Annotated in this window: 18 protein-coding genes; 7 read left to right on the top strand and 11 right to left on the bottom strand. The window is 72.1% G+C overall.

Going from position 1 to position 17,891, the window contains the following annotated elements; genetic code table 11:
* Nucleotides 1–27 precede the first annotated feature (27 nt).
* Nucleotides 28–1,722 (bottom strand): DAK2 domain-containing protein, encoded by a 1,695-nt coding sequence (locus tag NITAL_RS11845; RefSeq protein WP_052666403.1) that lies wholly within the window; start codon nucleotides 1,720–1,722, stop codon nucleotides 28–30.
* Between the two features lie 272 nt (nucleotides 1,723–1,994).
* Between NITAL_RS11845 and rpmB the strand changes: the two genes are divergently transcribed.
* Nucleotides 1,995–2,210, top strand: coding sequence for a 50S ribosomal protein L28 (gene rpmB / locus NITAL_RS11840; RefSeq protein ID WP_052666402.1), 216 nt, complete (start codon nucleotides 1,995–1,997; stop codon nucleotides 2,208–2,210).
* Nucleotides 2,211–2,265: 55 nt separating this feature from the next.
* On the opposite strand, the gene NITAL_RS27285 is transcribed toward rpmB, so the two are convergent.
* From NITAL_RS27285 to NITAL_RS11820, 4 genes are all read right to left on the bottom strand, one after another.
* A complete protein-coding gene (locus NITAL_RS27285) occupies nucleotides 2,266–2,796 on the bottom strand; it encodes a hypothetical protein (RefSeq protein ID WP_052666401.1) in 531 nt (176 codons plus the stop codon).
* Nucleotide 2,797: 1 nt separating this feature from the next.
* Nucleotides 2,798–3,757: a carbohydrate ABC transporter permease gene (locus NITAL_RS11830; RefSeq protein WP_083441489.1), complete on the bottom strand. Its 960-nt coding sequence runs from the start codon at nucleotides 3,755–3,757 to the stop codon at nucleotides 2,798–2,800.
* Nucleotides 3,754–4,914 (bottom strand): carbohydrate ABC transporter permease, encoded by a 1,161-nt coding sequence (locus NITAL_RS11825; RefSeq protein WP_211262363.1) that lies wholly within the window; start codon nucleotides 4,912–4,914, stop codon nucleotides 3,754–3,756. Before NITAL_RS11825 ends, NITAL_RS11830 begins: the two co-directional genes overlap by 4 nt.
* Nucleotides 4,915–5,075: 161 nt before the next feature.
* Complete coding sequence (locus NITAL_RS11820) at nucleotides 5,076–6,395, bottom strand: ABC transporter substrate-binding protein (RefSeq protein ID WP_052666400.1); 1,320 nt, start codon at nucleotides 6,393–6,395, stop codon at nucleotides 5,076–5,078.
* 325 nt (nucleotides 6,396–6,720) lie between these two features.
* Between NITAL_RS11820 and NITAL_RS11815 the strand changes: the two genes are divergently transcribed.
* The 3 genes from NITAL_RS11815 to NITAL_RS11805 are packed head-to-tail and all read left to right on the top strand — an operon-like array spanning nucleotide 6,721 to nucleotide 9,421.
* Nucleotides 6,721–8,106, top strand: a complete 1,386-nt coding sequence (locus tag NITAL_RS11815; RefSeq protein ID WP_052666399.1) for a GH1 family beta-glucosidase — start codon at nucleotides 6,721–6,723, stop codon at nucleotides 8,104–8,106.
* Between the two features lie 41 nt (nucleotides 8,107–8,147).
* Nucleotides 8,148–9,137, top strand: a complete 990-nt coding sequence (locus tag NITAL_RS11810; protein WP_211262362.1) for a LacI family DNA-binding transcriptional regulator — start codon at nucleotides 8,148–8,150, stop codon at nucleotides 9,135–9,137.
* Between the two features lie 50 nt (nucleotides 9,138–9,187).
* Nucleotides 9,188–9,421: an Lrp/AsnC ligand binding domain-containing protein gene (locus tag NITAL_RS11805; RefSeq protein ID WP_052666397.1), complete on the top strand. Its 234-nt coding sequence runs from the start codon at nucleotides 9,188–9,190 to the stop codon at nucleotides 9,419–9,421.
* Here NITAL_RS11805 and NITAL_RS11800 read toward each other — a convergent pair.
* The 4 genes from NITAL_RS11800 to NITAL_RS11785 form a co-directional block, all read right to left on the bottom strand.
* The gene (locus NITAL_RS11800; protein WP_052669624.1) at nucleotides 9,418–10,500 is read right to left on the bottom strand and encodes a D-alanine--D-alanine ligase family protein; all 1,083 of its coding nucleotides are present in this window, start codon (nucleotides 10,498–10,500) and stop codon (nucleotides 9,418–9,420) included. The two genes, NITAL_RS11805 and NITAL_RS11800, sit on opposite strands and share 4 nt — an antisense overlap.
* 160 nt (nucleotides 10,501–10,660) lie before the next feature.
* The gene (locus NITAL_RS11795; protein ID WP_157041786.1) at nucleotides 10,661–11,437 is read right to left on the bottom strand and encodes an S-layer homology domain-containing protein; all 777 of its coding nucleotides are present in this window, start codon (nucleotides 11,435–11,437) and stop codon (nucleotides 10,661–10,663) included.
* A 242-nt stretch (nucleotides 11,438–11,679) separates the two neighbouring features.
* Complete coding sequence (locus tag NITAL_RS11790; RefSeq protein ID WP_211262361.1) at nucleotides 11,680–12,468, bottom strand: S-layer homology domain-containing protein; 789 nt, start codon at nucleotides 12,466–12,468, stop codon at nucleotides 11,680–11,682.
* A gap of 262 nt (nucleotides 12,469–12,730) precedes the next feature.
* Nucleotides 12,731–13,939, bottom strand: coding sequence for a trans-sulfuration enzyme family protein (locus NITAL_RS11785; protein ID WP_052666394.1), 1,209 nt, complete (start codon nucleotides 13,937–13,939; stop codon nucleotides 12,731–12,733).
* 162 nt (nucleotides 13,940–14,101) lie between these two features.
* On the opposite strand from NITAL_RS11785, the gene NITAL_RS11780 reads away from it, so the two are divergent.
* Nucleotides 14,102–15,016 carry an SDR family NAD(P)-dependent oxidoreductase gene (locus NITAL_RS11780; RefSeq protein ID WP_052669623.1) on the top strand — a complete coding sequence of 305 codons (915 nt, stop codon included), beginning with the start codon at nucleotides 14,102–14,104 and terminating at the stop codon, nucleotides 15,014–15,016.
* A 460-nt stretch (nucleotides 15,017–15,476) separates the two neighbouring features.
* Here the strand turns inward: NITAL_RS11780 and NITAL_RS11775 are convergent, their stop codons facing one another.
* Entirely contained in the window at nucleotides 15,477–16,484 is a 1,008-nt protein-coding gene (locus NITAL_RS11775; protein WP_169786825.1) for an NAD(P)H-dependent glycerol-3-phosphate dehydrogenase, read from the bottom strand.
* A gap of 66 nt (nucleotides 16,485–16,550) precedes the next feature.
* Between NITAL_RS11775 and cofC the strand changes: the two genes are divergently transcribed.
* Nucleotides 16,551–17,210 (top strand): 2-phospho-L-lactate guanylyltransferase, encoded by a 660-nt coding sequence (cofC, locus tag NITAL_RS11770; RefSeq protein ID WP_052666393.1) that lies wholly within the window; start codon nucleotides 16,551–16,553, stop codon nucleotides 17,208–17,210.
* Between the two features lie 7 nt (nucleotides 17,211–17,217).
* Here the strand turns inward: cofC and NITAL_RS28035 are convergent, their stop codons facing one another.
* Nucleotides 17,218–17,550: a LapA family protein gene (locus tag NITAL_RS28035; RefSeq protein ID WP_052666392.1), complete on the bottom strand. Its 333-nt coding sequence runs from the start codon at nucleotides 17,548–17,550 to the stop codon at nucleotides 17,218–17,220.
* A 141-nt stretch (nucleotides 17,551–17,691) separates the two neighbouring features.
* On the opposite strand from NITAL_RS28035, the gene NITAL_RS11760 reads away from it, so the two are divergent.
* On the top strand, nucleotides 17,692–17,886 hold the full coding sequence (locus NITAL_RS11760; protein WP_052666391.1) for a hypothetical protein: 195 nt from the start codon (nucleotides 17,692–17,694) through the stop codon (nucleotides 17,884–17,886).
* The last annotated feature ends 5 nt before the right edge of the window (nucleotides 17,887–17,891 follow it).

Below are 17,891 nucleotides of genomic sequence, written 5' to 3'. Positions count from 1 at the left end.
CCGTCGTGCCCCCGCCAGGTGCAGCGGTCACTCGACGCCCACCGCGTACCGCGCCGGGTGCTGGCCGGCATCGACGACCTCGACGTCGGCGGCCGTCGCGGTGCTGCGCACCAGCTCCTCGGCTCGCTCACGTTCGCTGCGGGGAGCGTCACGGCCGAGCAGCAGCGTCACGATCTCCGCATCACCCGCGCCCAGCTCGTCGAGCACCGCCGCGAGTGCGTCCAGCGGGTCGTCGGTCGCCGCCACCACCCGGCCCCCGACGACGGCGAGCGGCTGGTCGGTGGTGACGGGACCGATGGGGGTGTCGGCGTCCCGGACGGCGGGGACGACCTCGCCGCACCGGACGGCGGCAGCAGCCGCACGGAGGTCCTCGAGCACGCCGTCGGCAGGTGCGCCGGGGTCGAGGACGGCGAGGGCCGCCAGCACCGCCGGCAGCGCGGTCGCGTCGTCCACCACCTCGAAGGGTCGGCCACCCTCGGCCACGGCCACGTCCGCCGCCTGCCGCGCGGTCGGGAGAGCGTTGGGGTGACCCGGGAGGATCACGAGGGTCTCGGCGCGAACGTCGCCGCATGCATTCAGCAGGTCCGCGACGGACGGCAGGCGGCCGGCGGCCCCTTCCACGGTGGTCGCGCCGAGCGACGTGGCGAGCTCGTGCACGCCCGGGCCCGAGACCACCGCCACCACCCCGACGGTGGCCACCGGCGTGTCCGCATGCCGAGCCGCGATCTGGTCGCCGAAGTGGGTGACATTGATCTCGGACGGGCGGCCGAGCGCCAGGCCCTCCTCGATCGCGCCTCCGACGTCGTCGGTGTGGACGTGCACGTTGAGCACGTCGCCGGCACCGACGACCACCACCGAGTCCCCGAGCAGCTCGAGCCGGTCGCGCAGGCCCGGCGCAACGTCGTCGGGCGCGTCGAGCAGGTACTGCACCTCGTAGCGGTACGACAGCGAGCCGGTGGCGTCGCACTCGAGCTGGTACGGGCCCTTGGCCACGTCGGCGTGGTCCTGCGCGGCCGGTGGGTCCTCGCCCGTCAGGTGGGCGTGCACGGCGGCCACCAGGACCTCGAAGCCGCGGGCACCGGCGTCGACCACGCCGGCGTCGCGGAGCACGTCGAGCTGGTCGCGGGTCGCATCCACGGCGCGCTGGGTGGCTGCGCACACCCGATCGGAGGTCTCGACGAGGTCGTCACCCTCGGCGACCGCAGCGGCCGCCTCGCCGGCGGCTGCGGCGACGACCGTGAGGATGGTCCCCTCGACCGGTTGGGCCACCGCGTCGTAGGCGAGCACGCGCGCCCGGTCGAGCGCCGCCGCGTACAGGGACGCGTCGACGATCGGATGTCCGGTCACCACGTCCACGACCGCCCGGAGGATCTGGGACAGGATGACCCCGGAGTTGCCACGGGCGCCCCGGACGGCGCCGCGCGTCACCGCGCGTGCCGCTGCCTGGGCGTCGGCGTGCCGGCCGGCCCGGAGCGCCTCGAGCCCCGCCTGCACGGTCAGCGTCATGTTCGTGCCGGTGTCTCCGTCGGGCACGGGGAAGACGTTGAGCTCGTCGATCCGCTCACGCTGGACCGCGAGCGCGGCGTGGACCCGTTCGAGCAGCACCGGCAGCTCGACCGCGCTCAGCGGCGCCCCGTGGTCGCGCGGCGCGGCGTCGGAGCCATCAGAGCCATCGGACCGACGGGGCTCGTCCGCCCCGGTGTCCTGCCAGGACTCGTCCACGGTGCCGCTCCTGCACGTCCGGCCGCGTCCGCGGCCGGCGGCCCGAGCGTAGCCAGGGGTCGTGCCGAGGGTCCGAGCGGTGCCGGTCCCCACTGGAGGCGCCCGCGTGCGCCCCGCGAGGGCGCCGGTCGCCGGCCGCGCGCGCGGCTGGTAGCCTCACCCCGTCCACGGCCCGCTCGTGGCCGACCCCCTCGTTCCCCCGCCCGCTCCACGCTGCCCGAGATGCGCCTCCGCGCGTCCCAGCCGGCGGGCCGCACCCACGGAGGACCGCGATGCCGTCCACCTGCGACCTCTGCGACAAGAAGCCCTGGTTCGGCAAGCAGGTCTCTCACTCGCACCGGCGTTCGTCGCGGCGCTGGGACCCGAACATCCAGCGGGTCAAGGCGTCCGTCGACGGCCGCACCGTGCGCCTGAACGTCTGCACGTCGTGCCTGAAGGCTGGCAAGGTCACGCGCCCGACCGTCAAGGTCCGCGCCGACAAGGCCTGATCGAACGCCTGCAGCACCGACGCCGCCCCGTCCGCGGGGCGGCGTTCTGCTGTGCTCAGTCGCGCGGGGCGGCGCGCTCGCGCTGCAGGTGACGTTCCTCGAGCGTCTGGTCGACCACGCCGTGGATCGCGATCGGCAGGACCGCCGCCGAGATGATCGCGAACCCCGGCACGAGCACGACGAGCACGGTGAGGTAGACACCCACCCCGGCCACGGCGTAGTAGCGGGCACGACGGGTCGCGATCGTCTCGAGGGGTGCGAGGGCGACGGCGCTCCCGAGCGCCACGCCGACCGCCGCACCCAGGATCGGCACGAAGAGCACCCCGAGCGGCAGGCCGACCACCAGGAACCAGCCCATGGCACGCAGGGTCGCGCCAGCAGCGTTGGGGTGACGCGAGCCGAACGCCGCGGTCAGGAAGACGAGGGGCACCAGCGCGAGGCCGAGCGCGATGAGCCCGGCCCCTGCCCCGTCCGCGACCGCCGTCCCCGCCAACAGCGGCCAGTAGCTGAACTGGTAGAGCGCGGACGCGGCGATGATCGCCAGCCAGCGTCCCCGCAGGCTGAGCGGCTCCGAACGTGGGTGCACGTCAGCCCTTGACCGCGCCCGCGGTCAGACCGCGGACGAAGTACCGCTGGAGGCTGAAGAACACCACCATCGGCAGGATCATCGTGATGAACGCGGCGGCCGGCAGCAGGTGGCGGTTCTGCCCGTAGGCGCCCTGCATCTCGGCGAGCGCCACGGTCACGACGCGTACGTCCGGGGTGCCGCCGAGGAAGACGATCGCCACGAGCAGGTCGTTCCAGACCCACAGGAACTGCAGGGTCGCGAACGCGGCCAGGGCCGGGACCGACAACGGGACCACCAGACGGGTGAAGATCGACCAGTGGCTGGCGCCGTCGACCTTCGCCGACTCGATGATCGACGAGGGCAGCGACCCGATGTAGTTGCGCAGCAGGTAGATCGCGAGGGGTAACCCGAAGCCGGTGTGGGCGAGCCACATCGCCGGGTAGGTACCGACGAGCCCTTGGGGGAACAGCGGGATGCCGAACAGGCTGCCCGAGGTGTAGAGGCGCAGGATCGGGATCAGAGCCAGGTGCAGCGGCACGACGATCAGGCCGACGACCCCGACGAACAGCAGTTCGCGGCCCTTGAACTCCATCCACGAGAACGCGTAGGCGGCGAAGGCAGCGATGGTGATCGGGATCACCGTCGCCGGGATCGTCACCGCGAGGCTGTTGAAGAAGGCGTTGCCGAACCCGCGGCCACGACCGAGGGTGTCGGCGTAGTGCTGGAAGGTCCACTGCGCGGTGTCGAACGGGTTGGCCAGGGCCGTCCACCAACCCTCGGACTCGACCAAGCCCCGCTGGCGGAAGGACGAGATCAAGAGCCCGAGCGTCGGGATGATCCAGAGCAGGACCACCGCGAGGACCACGAGCTTGACCAGCCACCCCCCCTCGCCGCCGGGACGCGCCGATCCACCCTTGCGCTTGGCCTGCGGCTCCTCGGGAGGCGTCTGGGCCGGCGGGGCCTCGGTGACGGCGCTCATCGGATCTCCTCCTCGGCGCGGAACCGCTTGATGTTCACGATCAGGACCGGGACCACGGCGAGGAACAGCAGCACGGCGACCGCGGCGCCCCGTCCGGTGTTGCGGAAGGCGAAGGACCAGCGGTACATGCGCTCGGCGATGACCTCGGAGTTGGGCCACCCCATCACGTACACGATGTCGAAGACCTTGAGGACGTTGACGACCATCGTGGTCGCCACGACCACGATCGCCGACATGATCGACGGCACGATGATGCGGCGGAAGACCTGGAGCTCGGTCGCGCCGTCGATGCGCGCGGCCTCGAGCATGTCGTCGGGGACCGACTTGATCGCGGCCGAGAGGATGACCATGGCGAACCCGGTCTGGGTCCAGATCATGATGACCATCAGGAACAGGTTGTTCCACGGCGTGATGGCCTGCCAGCTGACCGGGTCCTGTCCGAGTCCGACGAGGAGCCCGTTGAGCAACCCCGTCTGGTTGCCGAAGGGGCGGTGGTCGTAGATGAAGGCCCACACGACGCTGGCGCCGACGAAGCTGACGGCCATCGGCAGGAAGATCAGCGACTTGGCCAGCGACTCCCCCCGAGGCAGACGGTCGGCGAGCACCGCGAAGACCAGGCCGATCACCACACCGAAGGCCGGGACGATCACCATCCAGGCCAGGGTGTTGCGGATCGATCGCAGCATGGCCGGATCGCTGAACACGAACTGGTAGTTGTCGAAGCCGACCCAGTCGGTCGCCGTGGCGTCCTGGAAGCTGACCACGACGGTGTTCACCGCCGGGTACAGCAGGAAGATGCTCAGCAGCACGAGAGCGGGGCCGACGAAGACCCACGGGCGCACGGACTCACGCCAGTCCTTGGGGAACTGGTTGACCGCGAGGTCGAGGACGCGGAAGAGGACGAAGACGCCGACCACACCGATGGCGATGGCGGCGATCACGACCAGTAGTCGGTTGAGGCCCAGCCCGTCGAGCCAGACGAACAGCCGGGCGACGCCGGAGATGGCGCCGAGGAAGACCACCAGCAGCACCACCAGCGACACGGCGACGGGCGCAGTGGGCGCCTTCTTCGTCGCGGGGCGCTCAGGGGCGTCCGGCGGGCCGCCCGGTGGAACGGTGTCCGGCGGCACGAACGGCGGCGTCGGTGTAGCGCTCACCCTCTACTCCCTGGCGGTGGTGGATCCCGGCGGCAGCCTAGGTGCCCGCGCGCCGGTTGGGGAGGAGGAACACGGAATCGGTCCGGGTCGGCCCCCGAGATGCCCGAGGGGGCGGGTGCTCCCGCACCCGCCCCCTCGGTCGTGCTCCGTGCCTGTTCGGATCAGTTCGGCCAGCTGGCCTGGATGTTCGACAGGACCGCGTCGGTGTCGCCACCGCCACGCATCCACTCGTTCATCCCGGACCAGAACGAACCGGCGCCGACCTCGGACGGCATGAGGTCCGACGCGTCGAACCGGGCCGTGTCCTCCTGGAGGGCGCTCAGGATCGTCTCGGCCGACGTCGCCACGACCTCGTCGCGGTAGCAGTCCGCGGTCGTGTTGACGTTCGGGGAGATGCGTGACACGTCGGCGAAGTCGCCGCCGGCGCACTGCGCCTCCTCACCCGTGAAGATCTCGATGAACTCCTTGACCTCGGGTGCGTCGCGGAAGACCACGGCCAGCTCACCGGCGATCAGCGCGCCCTGGTTGCCGTCGACGCTCGGGAAGGGGAAGACGCCGTAGTCGGTGCCGAACTCCGCCCCCTCGGGGAAGAAGTTGACGATGAACGAGGCCTGCCGGTGCATCAGCGCGGCCGGCTCGTCACCGATGATGGCGTCGGGAGCGTCGCGGAAGTCGAGGTCCGGGATGCCCTGGGGGCCACCGATCACGAACCCGTCGCCGAAGACGATCTCACCGAAGGTCTCCATGGCCTCGGTGATCTCGGGCGAGTCGAACGCGAGCTCGTTGGTCACCCACTGGTCGTAGTTCTCCGGGCCGGCCTGGCGCAGGACGATGTCCTCGAGCCAGTCGGTCGCGGGCCATCCGGTGGCGGCGTCCGAACCCGTGCCGATCGCCCACGGCGTGTAGCCGTCCTCGACCATCTGCTCGGACAGGCTGACCATGTCCTCGTAGGTCTCGGGGATGTCGTACCCCTCAGCCTCGAAGACCGGGATGTTGTACCAGACGAGGCTCTTGAGGTTGGCGTTGGTCGGGATGCCGTAGTGCTCGCCCTCGTACTCACCGAGGCCCAGCAGGTACTCGCCGAAGCGGTCCTCGAGCTCGGCGATGTCGAAGCCCAGTTCCTCGAGCGAGACCGCGTTGCCGGCCTGTGCCTGCTCGATGACCGCACCCGGCTGCGGGTACAGGGCGATGTCCGGGGCGTTGCCACCCTGGACGCGGACGACGATCTGCTCCTCGAAGCTGTCCGAGCCCTCGTAGAAGGCGTTCGCCCCGGTGGGCTGGTTGAAGTACTCGTCGATCACGGCGTTGATGGCGTCGGCCTCGACGCTGGACGGGGCGCCGAAGATCGACACCTCGGCGCCGGCGAGATCGGGAGCATCACCGTCCGTGGCGGCGGTGTCGTCTCCGTTACCGTCGCCGCATGCGGCGAGGAGCAGCGAGGTGGCGGCGAAGGCCGCTACCCAGCGCGTGTGCTTACGCATCGGTTGGTTCCTTCTCCAGAAGCGCAGCCGTTGTGACCGCGCCGACGTCGAGTCTCACCGCCCCGGTTCCCGGAGCGAAGGGCAGGCGGTCCCGGGCCGGGACCAACCTACGACCGCCACCGTAGGTTGGCGGACCGCGGTTCGCCGGGGTTCGGGGAACTCGTACCCAGGAACGCCCGGATGACCCCCTGCGGTGCACGACCCGTTGACAGATGGCCGCTCAGCGTGGAACATGGGAGCGCTCTCACGACCAACTCGGCGATGTCCGTGTGCGGCTCTGACACCGTTCGTCGCCGCCGTGGCCCGCCACCGACGGGATCCGCCGATGGCTCCGCACCCTCCCCTCGCCCTGCCCGAGGGGTTCACCCTCGGGGTGGCGACCTCCAGCTTCCAGATCGAGGGAGCCGTCGCCGAGGACGGGCGGGGTCCCTCCATCTGGGACACCTTCGCCCGCACCCCTGGGGCGGTGGTCGGTGGGGACACCGGGGACGTGGCCTGCGACCACTACCACCGGCTCGAGGAGGACCTCGACCTGCTGGTCTGGCTCGGGGTGGACAGCTACCGGTTCTCGATCGCGTGGCCGCGGGTGCAACCCGACGGGCGCAGCCTCGAACCCCGGGGACTGGACTTCTACGACCGCCTGGTCGACGGCCTCCTCGAACGTGGCATCCACCCGCTCGCCACGCTCTACCACTGGGACCTCCCGCAGCGCCTCGAGGACGACGGTGGCTGGAGCGAACGCGCCACCGTCGAGCGCTTCGTCAGCTATTCGGAGGTGGTCGCCGGTCGTCTCGGTGACCGGGTCCGCGACTGGAGCACGCTCAACGAGCCCTGGTGCGCCGCCTTCCTCGGCTACGACGCCGGCATCCACGCGCCCGGTGTCCGCGACCCCGCACGGGCCATCGCCGCGGTCCACCACCTGCTGCTCGCGCACGGCGAGGCGAGCCGGGCGATCCGGGCCGCGGGCGGGCCGGGCACCAACGTCGGCATCGTGCTCAACCCGGCGCCGATCCGGCCAGCCAGCGACGACGAGGCGGACCTCGCCGCCGCGAGGCGTGCCGACGGCCTGCGCAACCGAGTCTGGCTCGACCCACTGGTGCACGGCCGGTACCCCGACGACGTCCTCGCCGCCTGGGAGCCGCTGACCGACCTCGGGGCCCTGCACCGAGACGATGACCTTGCAGCCATCGCCGCACCGATCGATCTGCTCGGGATCAACTACTACAACCCGGTCGTGGTGACCGCCCGCCCCGCCGGCGACGGCGGCCTGCCGGGACCAGGGCAGGATCACCTCGCCGAGGTCCCCGGACCGGCGCCGCACACCACCCTCGGCTGGAGCATCGACGCGACGGGCCTCGAGGAGCTGCTGCTGCGACTGCACCGGGACTACCCGGGGGTGACGATGGCGGTGACCGAGAACGGCGGTGCGTTCCCCGACGCGCCGGGTCCGAACGGCCGCATCGACGACACCGATCGCATCGCCTACCTCGATGCACACCTGCGAGCAGCCACCCGCGCTGCCGCCGCCGGTGTGGACGTCCGCGGGTACTACGTGTGGACGCTGCTCGACAACTTCGAGTGGGCCGAGGGCTACGCCCCCACCTTCGGCATCGTGCACGTCGATCGTGCCACCCAGGTCCGCACCCCGAAGGCCTCCGCCGACTGGTACCGGGAGGCCATCGCCGGGCGGCGCGGCGCCGCGGCCTCCTAGTGGCCGGGTTCGGGCAGCCCGCGAGTCCGACGCTCGAGCAGGTGGCAGCCCTCGCCGGGGTGTCCCGCTCGACGGTCAGCCGCGTCGTCAACGGCAGTCCGAAGGTGTCCGAGGCGACGCGGGCCGCGGTCGACGCCGCCATCGCGCAGCTCGGCTACCTCCCGAACCCGGCGGCGCGGACCCTCGTGACCCGCCGGACCGGTTCGATCGCGCTGGTCGTGCGCGAGACCGAGGAGCGCGTCTTCGGCGAACCGTTCTTCGCCGGCATGGTGCGCGGGATAAGCGGGGCCGTCGCCAGCACCGACCTGCAGCTGGTGCTGCTGATGGCCGGGCCGACGGCCGACCCCGGCCGCCTGGAGCGCTACCTGTTCGGTGGCCACACCGACGGCGTGCTGCTGCTGTCCCTGCACGGCGTGGACCCGCTGCCCGTCCACCTCGCCGAGCGGGGCATCCCGACCGTCCTCGGCGGTCGACCGCACGAGCCGCACCCGCAGCTGACCTGGGTCGACGCCGACAACGTCGGCGGCGCACGCCTCGCGACCGAACACCTCGTCCACGCCGGTCGGCGACGCATCGCCACGGTGACCGGTCCGCTCGACATGGTCGCGGGCCGCGACCGCCTCACCGGGTACCGCGACGCGCTGCGGGACGCCGGACTCCCCCTGAACACGGACCTCGAGGTCGTCGGGGGGTTCACCCGCGAGGGCGGTCGCGAGGCCGCCCGTCAGCTGCTCGACCGCCACCCCGACGTCGACGCCATCGTCGCGGCGTCGGACCTGTCGGCGGCCGGCGTCCTCGAGGTCCTGCAGGAGGCCGGGCGCCGGATCCCGGATGACGTCGCGGTCACCGGTTTCGACGACTCCACCACGGCGACGTCGGTGCGCCCCGCGTTGACGACCGTGCGGCAGGATCTCACCGAGATCGGCGCGCACATGGTCCGGTTGCTCCTCGAGCAGATCGAAAGCACGGCCGCGACCCCAGCGGTGCAGCTGGTGCTGCCGACGACCCTGGTGCGTCGCGCCTCCGCCTGACCGCCTCCCCGTCTAGGGTCACCGCCCCGGCAGCCTGGGAGGGCGAAGCGGTGGTCGAGGCCTACATCCTGATCCAGACCGAGCTCGGCGCCGCCGCGGCCGTGGCCGCGGCGGCGGGTGAGCTGGCCGGCGTCATCTCGGCGCACGACGTGACGGGCCCGTACGACGTCATCGTGAAGGCGGAAGCCAGCGATGTGAACGAGCTCGGCCGGATGGTGGTCTCACGCATCCAGGGCATCGAGGGCATCACGCGCACCCTGACGTGCCCGGTCGTCGACCTCTAACCGGCCTCGAAGGCGAGCTCGAGCAGACGGTCGACGAGCGCCGGGTACGCCAGTCCCTCGGCGTCCCACAGGCGGGGGAACATCGAGTTCGGCGTGAACCCCGGGATGGTGTTGATCTCGTTGATGAGCAGGTCGTCGACGTCCGTGCCGTCGCCGACGAGGAAGAAGTCCACGCGTGCCATGCCGCGGCAGCCGATCGCACGGAAGGCCGCGCGGGCCACCTCGTCGATCCGCTGCGCGATCCGCTCCGGGACGTCAGCGGGGATGACCAGCTCGGAGTCGTCGAGGTACTTGGCCTCGAAGTCGTAGAACTCGTGTGACGGACGGATCTCGCCCGGAGCGGTGACCTGCAGGTCGCCCACGCCGAGGACGCCGACCTCGAGCTCGCGCGGCGCGTCGAACCCACGCTCGACGACGGTGACCGCGTCGTAGCGGAAGGCCTCCTCGAGCGCCTCGGCGAGGTCCCCACGCCCGGCCACCTTGCGGATGCCGATCGAGCTGCCCTGCCGGGCCGGCTTGGTGAACCAGGGGTAGGGCAGCGTCTCCTCGAGCTCGGCGGTGACCGCGTCCGGGTCACCGCTCCAGCGGGCCTGGTGGACGGTCGCGTACTGACCCTGCCGCAGCCCGATCGCGGCGAACGCGGCCTTCATCGCGGTCTTGTCGATCCCGATCGAGGATCCGGTGACATCGGCGCCGACGAACGGCACCCCCACGGTGGCCAGGAGGCCCTGCACCGTGCCGTCCTCGCCGTAGGGCCCGTGGAGGACGGGGAACGCGACGTCGACCTCGGACACCACGCGGGAGGTCCCCGCGGACTCGTCGAGCTCGACCAGCATCGCACCCTTGCGCGTCCCGACGAGCGCGACGGTCGGGCCGGCGTCGTCGACCTCGGGCATCGGACGCCCGGGCGGCGTCTCGATACGGCCGTCGGTGAGCGTCCAGCGCCCCTCACGGGTGATGCCGACTGGCAGCACCTCGTAGCGGTCGCGGTCGATCGCGGCGAGGACGGACCGCGCCGACAGGCACGACACCTCGTGCTCGCTCGACCGCCCGCCGAACAGCAGCAGCACCCGCTTCACGTTCGACTCCGCTTCCGCGTCCGCCACGGAGGCGGACGTTCGATGACCCGCCGGGACCGGTCAGCCCGGCGGGGGTCGCGACGCTAGCGAAGGGACGCCGACCGAACGGGAAGCTGGAGCGCCCGGGGCCGGCCCCGGGCGCTCCGTCGATACGAGCGGCTCAGGGCACGAGCCGATCGATCTCGTAGGTGAGCCGCGCGCCGGTGACCATCACGTACTCGTGGGTGAGCACGTCGCTCGTTCCCAGGCTGACCTCGAGCGTGTAGCCGTGCGTCGCGTTGGTGACGAGCGCCCCCGCCCCGCTGATCGGCAGCGTCACGGTGACCGGTCCGGGCGTGCCGGCGTTCGTCGTGATGTCGTTCTGTACCACCAGCGGCGAGTGCGAGAAGTTCGCCAGGGCGGGACGCATGACCTGCACGGCTACCACCCGGGCCGAGGGCGAGTTGTCGTGGACGTTGAAGACAGCCGACGTGAGGCGCGCGCCCTCCGGCGGCGTGACCTGGCACACCACGCGCCCGTTGCTGAGGAGATACCGGCCGTTGTTGACGGAGCCGTACTCGGCGGTCGAGAAGGCCGGCATGAAGCTGGTTCCGACACACCCGACCGACTCGGTGACGGTCGTCACCTTCGGCAGGTCGGACTTCCGCGCGAACGCGCTGGCGGGCCGGCCCTGGAGGCGGGCGGCGTTGACGCTCGGTGGGGTGTCGGGGTCGTTGCCCGACGCCCGGTACAGGAACGTGCCCATCTGCGCCCGGGTCAGCCCGTCACCCGGGCAGTACCGGCTCCCATCACAACCCTGGGTGACACCTGTCTCGGACACGTACCCGATGCCCTTGGCGTGCGGATGGCTGTGCGGCACGTCGGAGAACACGTGGGTCGCGAGGGCAGCAGCAGGGACACTGAGCAGCACCACCGTGAGGGTGGCGGTACGCAGCAACAGGCGACGCGAACGCCGCAGCGGACGGGGGGACCGGTCGAGGCCCATCTCCGTGCTCCAGTACCGAGCGACGCCAAGGACGCCGCGATCGACGCCGGACGAGCCACGCCGACGACGCGACGGACCTGACGGCCCCGCCCCCTGACGCCGTCCGACCACCTGACGCTAGCGAAGGGTCGCTGACCGAACGGAGACGCCGAGCGCCCGGGGCCGACCCCGGGCGCTCCGTCGCCGCGAGCGGCTCAGGGCACGAGCCGGTCGATCTCGTAGGTGAGCGTCGCCCCGACGATGGAGACGTACTCGCTGGCTGCCGGTGTACTCGGTCCCATCGCGACCCCGAGGGTGTAGCCGTACGTCCCGTTGTCGACCACGGCGTTCGCGGGCGGGATGGCCAGCGTGACGGTCGACGATCCCGGCGTCCCCGCGTTGGTCGTGATGTTCTCCTGTGAAGCGAGCGTCGTCGGGGAGAGCCCTAGGAACGTTCGACGCACGACCTCCACCCGGGCGACCCGCTGGGTCGTCGAGGTGTCGCTGACCCGGAACGCGGCTGCTGTGAGCGTCGCACCGTCCGGCACGGTCACCTGGCAGTCCAGCCGGAACGACGACCCGGGACCGGTGATGTAGCGGGCGTGGTTGTTGAACGTGAAGTAGCTCACGTCCGTGGAGAGGGGGAAGAAGCTGTTCCCGACGCACCCGACCGACTCGGTCACCGTCGTCACCTTGGGTAGGTCGGACTTGCGCGCGAAGGTGCTGGCGGGCTGGCCCTGGAGGCGGGCCGCGTTGACGCTCGGGGGGGTGTCGGGGTCGTTGCCCGACGCCCGGTACAGGAACGTGCCCATCTGCGCCCGGGTCAGACCTTCACCTGGGCAGTACCGGCTGCCGTCACAACCCTGGGTGATACCAGCCTCGGACACGTACCCGATGCCCTTGGCATGCGGGTGACTGTGCGGCACGTCGGAGAACACGTGGGTCGCGAGGGCAGCAGCAGGGACGCTGAGCAGCACCACCGTGAGGGTGGCGGTACGCAGCAACAGGCGACGCGAACGTCGCAGCGGACGAGGGGACCGATCGAGGTCCAACTCCGTGCTCCAGGTGCCAGCGGCGTCCGGGGGGACGCCGCGATCGACGCCGGACGAACCACGCCGATACGACGGACCTGACGGCCCCGTTCCCCCGACGCCGTCCGACCGCCGGACGCTAGGTCTCGAGCCCGGCCCCCTCGGTCGTCGCCTCGCAGAGCGCGGACCCGGTCATGCCGACCGCACGGACCGTGACGTGTGGCCGCGCCGCCCGCTACGCCGCGTGGTCGTCCGCGGCGGCCAGGGCGTGACGGACGTCGGCCACCAGGTCCTCGGTCTCCTCGACGCCCACGGACAGACGCACGGTGCCCGGTCCGAGACCGGCCAGCCGCAGCTCGTCGTCCCGGAGCTGGCGGTGCGAGGTCGACGCCGGGTGCAGGACCAACGAGTGGGTGCCCCCGAGCGACGCGGCCCGCACGAACACCCGGCAGGCGTCCGCGAACGCCTCGGCGGCCGGGCGGGACCCGAGGTCGACCGCGAGCAGCGCACCGGGCAGGCCGGAGAGCATCGTCGGGACCATGGCGTGCTGCGGGTGGGCGTCGAGGGACGGGTGGTGGACCGCGACCACACCCCTCGGGGCGGCAGCGAGCTCGGCGGCCACGGCGGTCGCGTTCGCGCTGGCCTGACGCACCCGGAGCGCCAGGGTCTGGATGCCACGGACCACCAGCCACGCCTCGAACGGTCCGAGCGACCCGCCGAGCTCGTAGACGTGCTCACGGACGCGGCCGACGAGTTCGTCGCTGCCGGCCACAACGCCGGCCACGACGTCACCGTGCCCGCCGAGGAACTTGGTCGCGGACTCGACCACGGCTGTCGCACCGAGGGTGACCGGTCGGCACAGCACCGGCGACGCGAAGGTGTTGTCGACCACCAGCTCGACGCCCCGCTCCTGGCAGACCGCCGCGATGGCCGGGATGTCGGCGATGGCGGTCGAGGGGTTGGCGATCGTCTCGACGTGGACGACCGTGTGCTCGTCGGTCAGCGCCGCACGCAGATCGGCTGCGGTCAGCAGCGGCGCGTGGTCGACCTTCCAGCCGGCGTCCCGCTCGAGCCGGCGCAGCAGCGCCCAGGTCCCGCCGTAGAGCATCGCGGTCGCCAGCACCCGCCCCTCACCGCGCAGGACGTCGAGCACGGCGTGGATCGCGGCCGTGCCGGACGCCGCCGACCACGCCGCCGGGGCCTCGTGGAGGGAGCCGATGACCGCGTGCAGCGCGGTCGACGTCGGGTTGTCGTAGCGGCCGTAGACGTACCCCGCCACCTCGTCGGTGAGCAGGTCGCCGACCTCGGCCGAGGTCGCGGTCCCCCAGGTCGCCGAGGGGTGGATCGGCACGCTGACCGGGTGCTGACCGACCGGTGGCACGGTCGCACCGTGCACGGCACGGGTCGCGAAACCGCCGGTGGTCCGGGGAGGGGTGGGCTCCACGAGCTCGGCTCCGAGGGTGTGAGACGGGGCCTCGCAACCTACCCACCGGTTCCCGACCAGACGGATGCCGCGGGTAGGGTGCCGACGCTCGAGACGGCCGCGACGTGCGCGTCCCCGCCGTCTCCCCCGACCACATCCCTGGGAGGTCCCGAGGTGGCACAGATCGACTACGAAGGCCGCGTCGCCGTCATCACCGGCGCGGGCGGCGGCCTCGGCCGTAGCCACGCCCTGCTGCTGGCCAGCCGCGGCGCCAAGGTGGTCGTCAATGACCTCGGGGGCAGCCGTGACGGCTCCGGCGGAGGCTCGGAGATGGCCGACCAGGTCGTCCAGGAGATCATCGACGCGGGCGGCGAGGCGGTCGCCAACTACGACTCGGTGGCCACCTGGGACGGCGGCGCGGCGGTCGTGCAGAGCGCCCTCGACGCGTTCGGCCGCATCGACATCGTGGTCAACAACGCCGGCATCCTGCGGGACGTCTCGTTCGCCAAGATGGAGGAGCCGCAGCTCGACCTCGTGCTGAAGGTCCACCTCTACGGCGGGTTCCACGTCACCAAGGCCGCCTGGCCGCACCTGCGCGAGCAGGGCTACGGCCGCGTCATCAACACCACGTCGGGCTCGGGCCTGTACGGCAACTTCGGGCAGTCGAACTACTCGGCGGCCAAGCTCGGCCTCGTCGGGCTCACCCGCACCCTCGCGCTCGAGGGCCAGAAGTACGGCATCACCGCCAACGTCATCGCGCCGGTCGCGGCCTCGCGCATGACCGAGGACATCATGCCCCCGCAACTGCTCGAGGTGCTGCAGCCCGAGAACGTGTCACCCCTCGTCGGCTACCTCGCCTCGGAGGCCTGCACGGAGACCGGCCGCATCTTCTCGGTCGGCGGTGGCTACATCGCCCGCGTCGCCATCGTCGAGGGCCCCGGCGCGACCTTCGAGGACGGCTTCGGCCCCGACGACGTCGCCGCGAAGTTCGACGAGGTCACCAAGCTCGAGCTCGGTGAGGGCAACGCCGAGTTCACCCACGGCGTCATGGAGCAGACCGGCAAGATCGTCACCGCCCTCGGCATCAGCTTCGACTGAGTTCGTCGGCGGGTTGCTGGACCGGCCCACCAGCCCGGTGACGCCAGCCTTCGACGGTGACGCCGGAAAGGCGTTGGACCGCCGTCTGCCGTCACCGTCGTCCTCTCACGTCACCGAGCACCCCAGACGACCGGTGGAGAACGCTCAGCGTCGCGAGCTCGTCGCGAGCTCGTCGCGGCGGTTCGCGGGTGGGCGCACCTGCGGCCAGCGGCGGCCCCGGCGGACGAGGCCAACGCCCGGAGTGTTGAACGGCTGCGATGGCTACCCACCACATCCCGAGCTGCGCCATCGAGCCGGAGTAGGGCGGCGCGAGCCGGGTGGCGGGGACGACGACGGCGGCAACTGGAGCCGCAGGTCCCGGCGGCGAACCGAAGGGCCGCCGGGACCGCGGCGAGTGGCGCCGACGGCGGTGTCCCCGTCACCCGGCGGTCCGAGCGACGGACCACCCAGGGCGGCGGCGCTACATCCCGTACACCTCGGGCTTGGCGCTCCGCGACAGCAGCGCCCCCACCAGATCCTCCGGCGAAGCGCCGCCGTGGCACACCGCCACGACGCCCTGGGCGATCGGCATCTCGACGCCGGCCTGCTCGGCCAGGGCGAGGATGGCCTGCGAGGACTTGACGCCCTCGGCGACCATGTTCATCGAGGCGATGATCTCGTCGAGCTTCTCGCCGCGTCCGAGGCGCTCGCCGACGGTGCGGTTGCGGGACTTCGGCGACGTGCAGGTCGCGACGAGGTCGCCGACCCCGGCGAGGCCGGCGAAGGTCATGGCCTCGCCGCCGAGCCGGACGCCGAGCCGGGCCATCTCGGCGAGACCACGGGTGATCACCGCCGCCATCGTGTTGTCGCCGTACCCCATCCCGTGCGCCATGCCCGCCGCGAGCGCGATGACGTTCTTGACCGCACCGGCCACCTCGACCCCGGCCTTGTCGGGGTTGGTGTAGACGCGGAAGTAGGGCGCCATGACAGCCGCCTGCACACGCTCGGCGCGGCCAGCGTCGGGGCACGCGGCGACGGTCGCGGCGGGCTGGCGCTGCGCGCACTCCTTGGCCAGGTTCGGGCCGCTGACGACCACGACCCGGTCGGGGTCGCAGTCGAGGGTGTCGGAGATGACCTGGCTGCCGAACCGCATCGTGGCGACGTCGACGCCCTTGATCAGGCTGGCGAGGGTCGCGTCGTGACCGATGTGGGCACCCCAGTCGGCGAGCTGGTCGGCGATCCCGACGGAGGGGACCGCGAGGACGACCACATCCGCGTCCGCGAGGGCTTCCTGCGGGTCCACGGTGGCCGTCAGGGAGGGAGGCAGGTCGATGCCGGGCAGGTAGTCCTCGTTGCGGTGCTCGTCGGTGATGCGCGCAGCGACCGTGTCCCGACGGGCCCAGAGGACGGTCGGTTCCCCCGCGTCAGCGCACATCGCCGCGAAGGCGGTGCCCCACGAGCCCGACCCCATCACCGCGACCTTGCCCACACGCTGCTCCTCGACGGTCGTCCGCTCCGGCGGGAGACCCTACTGCTCACGACTAGCATGAGGGCGATGTCCTCCTCGCCCCGCGCCGCCACCGTGGCCCTCGTGCCCCTCCGGGCTCCGGGCGTCGGCAAGTCGCGCCTGGCGGGCACGCTGTCGGTCGAGGGCCGCGCCGCGTTGGCGGGCGCGATGCTCGCCGACGTCGCGGCTGCGCTGCGGTCGTCGCCGGTGGACCGGATCGTGGTCGCGGCCGGCGGCCCGACCGCCATCGCAGCAGCGTCGGCGCTCGGCCTCGAGGCGCTGGCCGATCCGGTCGGGGCGTCGGGGCTCGACGGCGCCCTGGCCGCCGCTGCGGGACGTCTCGGGCCGGTCGGCACGCTCGTGGTGGTCGCAGCCGACCTGCCCTGCCTGTGTGCGGAGGACGTGACCGCCCTGCTCGGCCACGATGCCGAGGTCGTGGTCGCCCCGACGTCGGACGGCGGCACCGGTGCGTTGCTCCGTCGGCCACCCGACGCGTGCCCGACCGCCTACGGCCCAGGGTCCGGCCTCCGCCACCTCGCGCTGGCCCGGGCTGCCGGACGACGCACGGCGGAGGCCGCGCTGGCCGGCTTCGCCCACGACGTCGACGTCGCCGAGGATCTGGTGCGGCTGACCGCGGCCGATCTGCCGCCGCTCGGCGCTCGGACGGCGGCGCTCCTCGACCAGCTGGACATCGCCGTCGCGGGCTGAGGGCGGGTCACCGATCCTTGCGGTGACGGGCGCGCTGCCAGGACAGCAACGTCGCCACGAGCGCGCCCGCCCCGAACGCCACCACCAGCAGCACGATCAGCGGGACGCCGCCGCTGACACGCTCGCCGCCGCGCTGGACGACCTCGGTCTCCCCGAAGACCCAGGAGAAGTCCACGTGTTGGGCGTTGGTGACGGCGAAGATCAGGAAGAGGACGGCGACGAGCACCAGCGCGACACGTCCGACCTGCTGGGTCACGGGTGTCGAGACGTCTGCGCCACCAGGTCCGTCGGACGTCTCGAGGTCATCGGGGGCTGACGGGTCGCGCTCGCTGTCCCTCACGTCGGCTCCTGTCGGTCGTGTCACGGGACCGGCGAGGACGGCTGCCCACCCGGTCGCCGCTACCCTGCGTACCGCACCGCACGCTCCGGACGAGGACCGTTCGGCCAGTGCGCCCCACGTCGCCCGCCTCAGGAGACCGCCGTGCCGCAGGGCACCATCCGGACCTTCGACGTCGCCGATCGCACCGCGACGCTGCTCACCGACGCGCTGGTCGAGCACCCCGTCGACCGCGAAGCCGTCGCCGCCTCCGGCCTGATGGAGCTGCGCATCGGGCAGCGGGTCCGCTTCGAACTGGACGGCGAGCGGGTCACCCAGCTCAACATCGTCAGCCTCTGACGGCC

It is taken from the genome of Nitriliruptor alkaliphilus DSM 45188, assembly GCF_000969705.1.
GTDB classification, from domain to species: domain Bacteria; phylum Actinomycetota; class Nitriliruptoria; order Nitriliruptorales; family Nitriliruptoraceae; genus Nitriliruptor; species Nitriliruptor alkaliphilus.
This window is presented reverse-complemented; position numbering and strand designations above follow the sequence as displayed.